Raw genomic sequence first — 3434 nt, 5'->3', positions numbered from 1 at the left:
CAATTCCATCCCGGTACGCATGGGTCCACGATTCTCCGGTGACATCATGGCACGCATGCCTTCGTGGTCAGGCGAATCACCCCCCATCATGTTTCCCATCATACTGCCCATACCCGAGGCACTAGCCCGGTCTGCCTGCACATAACCTGCTATAGCCAGTGCCGATAATATCGACTTCAACAACTGTCTTCTGTTCATGACATTTCTCCTTTTCTGAGTATTACTGCAATCTTAAACGACGCCGTTGCCATAAGGCGTACAGCGCAGGGATAACGAGCAAGGCCAACAGCGTTGCGCTCAACATGCCGCCGATGATAGGTGCGGCAATCCGTTTCATCATATCGGCGCCTGTGCCCTCGCTGAGCATGATGGGCAGCAGGCCCACAACGACCAGGGTAAACGTCATGGCCAGCGGGCGCAGGCGGAGCATACTCCCCTCCATAATCGCCAGCTGCAGATCGTGCCAGTTTTGCAAGGCATCGCGGGCCCGCCGACGCTGCAGGGCCTGGTCCAGATAAAGGAGCATAACTACCCCAAATTCGACGGCCACACCGGCGAGGGCAATAAAACCCACGACCACCGCTACCGAGAGCTTGTAATGAAGTACATAAACCAGCCAGAGGCCACCTACCAGAGAGAATGGTAAAGTGACCAGGACAATAGCCACCTCGACCACATTACGAAAATTGAGATAGAGCAGTAAGGCAATCAGTAACAAAACCATCGGCACGACAATCTGCAAACGCTGATTAGCGCGATGCATACTCTGATATTCGCCGACCCAGTTTATGGTATATCCCGGTGGCAGATGGACCTGATGCGCGAGCATTCGTTTCGCCCTGGCCACATAAGTGCCAATACTCGTCCCCGGTTTCAGATCAATGGTGACCCAACTGTTCAGTTGGCTATCATCACTGGTGAGCATGGCTGGCCCATTGACCATGTCTACCCGCGCCAACTGTGCGAGGGGAATCTGCGCACCATTGGGCGCTGCCACACGACTGTCCATCAGCGCTGAAAGTGATTGCCGACGATCGCGAGGATAGCGCAAATCCACCGGAAAACGTTGCACACCCTCTACGGCCGTAGTCAGAACTTTACCACCGATAGCCGTTTCCACCAGTCGGTTCACGTCGGCCACTGAAATGCCATAGCGTGCGGCGGCGGCCCGATCCGTATGGACGACGATATAACGTCCGCCGGTTACTCTGGCGGCATATGCAGTCTGGGTACCGGACACTTTTTGGAGCACTGCTTGGACTTTCTGCCCCAGAAGACTCAAGGTGGCCAAATTCTGCCCGGTAATCTTGAGCCCGAGAGGGGTTTGCAGCCCGGTCGTCAACATGTCCACCCGCCCCTTGATGGGTTGTGTCCAGTTATTACTCAGACCGGGAATCTGCAAGGCCTGATTCAGTTGGTCACGCAGTTTGTTCATGCTGATGTGGGCGGGCCAATGATCGGGCTGTTTAAGCGTGACCACGGTATCAAACATGGAAAGGGGTGACTGATCGGTGGCCGTCTGCGCCCGTCCCGCTTCCCCAAAAACGGTTTTCACTTCTGGAAAGGTTTTGATAATGCGATCCGTCAACTGCAAAAGCGCCGCAGATTCTCCGTAAGAAATGGCAGGATTCTGGGCAACGGGCATATACAGCAGCGTCCCTTCATCCAGGGGCGGCATGAGCTGGGTACCCAGTCTTTGCCAGGGATAAACGAGCGTCGCAGCCACCAGCACGGCCCCGATAACGACCAGCCAAGGGGCTTGCAATACGCCGTGTATGACAGGACGATACAACCTCGCTAACACCCGGTTTAAAGGATTCTTTCGTTCAACGGGAATCTTCCCCTGAATAAACCAGGCCATCAGGACGGGCACCAGGGTGATAGCGAGAATGGCGGCGGCGGCAATCGCAAAGGTTTTGGTAAAAGCGAGCGGCGCAAACAATTTTCCTTCCTGTCCACTCAGCGCAAAGATGGGCAGAAAGGAAACCGCGATAATCAGTAAGGAAAAAAACAGCGCGGGCCCAACTTCCATCGCCGCTATCCCGGCAGTCTGCCAAGGATTGAGGGCTTCTCCTTTCTCCATATGTTTATGCATGTTCTCGATCATTACCACGGGCGCATCGACCATAATGCCAATCGCAATGGCGATTCCCCCAAGGGACATGATATTTGCCGGTATATCGAGAGCATACATCACGATAAAAGCGCCAAGTATACCGATCGGCAATGCAATCAGGACCACCAGCGCCGAACGGATCCGTAATAAAAACAGCAAAGTCACCAGCAGGACGGCTACACACTCTTCCAGCAGTTTGCCACTGAGCGTCTGAATGCTGCGTTGAATCAAGGGGCGCTGACTGTAAGTGGTCACTACCTTCACTCCAGCAGGCAGCGAGGCCTGCAAGCTTTTAAGTTTTTGTTGAATCTTTTTTATCAGGGCATTGGCGTTTCCCCCTTGATTCATCATGACAATGCCACCGACCACTTGACCCTGACCATTCAGTTCGGCAATACCACTGGGTAGAACCGGGCCTAATTGTACCCGTGCCACTTGCTGCAGCGTCACGGGCACGCCGTCGCGCACACCAAGCGGGGTCTGTTGTAAGTCTTTCAATGAGTGAATGTAGCCGGAGGTGCGCACTATGTAGCGCGACTCTCCCATGTCCACGACGGAACCACTGGTTTCGCCATTGGCCGCACGAATAGCTGCTGCGACCTGTGGCAAGGTGAGGTTGTAGGCCAGCAGACGATTAGGGAAGACAACCACCTGATACTCCTGCTCCATCCCGCCCACCGTCGCGACCTGGGCTACACCGGGAATACCTTGCAAGGCAAATTTCAGAAACCAGTTTTGCAAGGTAGTAAGTTGTGCAAGGTTCAGTGAACCACCGGGATCTGTGAGGGCATATTCATAAATCCAATCCACCCCCGAGCTATTCGGCCCCAGAGCCGGGGTTACCCCGGCAGGTAACTGACCCTGGGCCTGGTTGAGATATTGCAGGACCAGATTCCGTGCCTGATAGATCGGGGTACCCCCTTTGAACAGCACGTAAACATAGGAATCCCCGAACATGGAATAGCCACGTACGGCTTTGGCACCGGGTACTTCCTGCAAAGTCGTTTCGAGGGGATAGGTGATTTGATCCTGAATGATTTGTGGAGCCTGTCCCGGATAAGAGGTTTTGACAATGACCTGGGTCGGCGAAATATCAGGAAGCGCTTCCAGTGGAATGCTCAGGATGGAGAGGACGCCTGCAACGATCACGACCAAGCTGGCAATGACTACCAACAATGGGTTGTTGAGACACCAACGCATCACGGCCTTAATCATGGCTTTTGCCTCCCATATTCATGTTGGCCATGGACGCTGGAGTAGATTTTTTGGGTTTTTTCGATACAGGCGTTGACCGGTTCTTTGCCACAACGGGCGACGC

General features: G+C 54.1%; 1 protein-coding gene and 1 pseudogene. Both read right to left on the bottom strand.

Going from position 1 to position 3434, the window contains the following annotated elements; translation table 11 throughout:
* Positions 1-198, bottom strand: a pseudogene (locus BLW97_RS18165) (hypothetical protein); the annotation flags it as partial.
* Positions 199-220: 22 nt separating this feature from the next.
* Positions 221-3331 carry an efflux RND transporter permease subunit gene (locus BLW97_RS18160; RefSeq protein ID WP_075324180.1) on the bottom strand — a complete coding sequence of 1037 codons (3111 nt, stop codon included), beginning with the start codon at positions 3329-3331 and terminating at the stop codon, positions 221-223.
* Positions 3332-3434: the final 103 nt, after the last annotated feature.

It is taken from the genome of Acidithiobacillus albertensis (assembly GCF_001931655.1).
Taxonomy (GTDB): Bacteria; Pseudomonadota; Gammaproteobacteria; order Acidithiobacillales; family Acidithiobacillaceae; genus Acidithiobacillus; species Acidithiobacillus thiooxidans.
The sequence above is the reverse complement of the archived record's forward strand: the minus strand, read 5'-3'. Positions and strand labels throughout refer to the sequence as shown.

Excerpts from the sequence above, each read along its gene's own strand:
- BLW97_RS18160 (WP_075324180.1), bottom strand. The coding sequence starts at position 3,331 with ATGATTAAGGCCGTGATGCGTTGGTGTCTCAACAACCCATTGTTGGTA.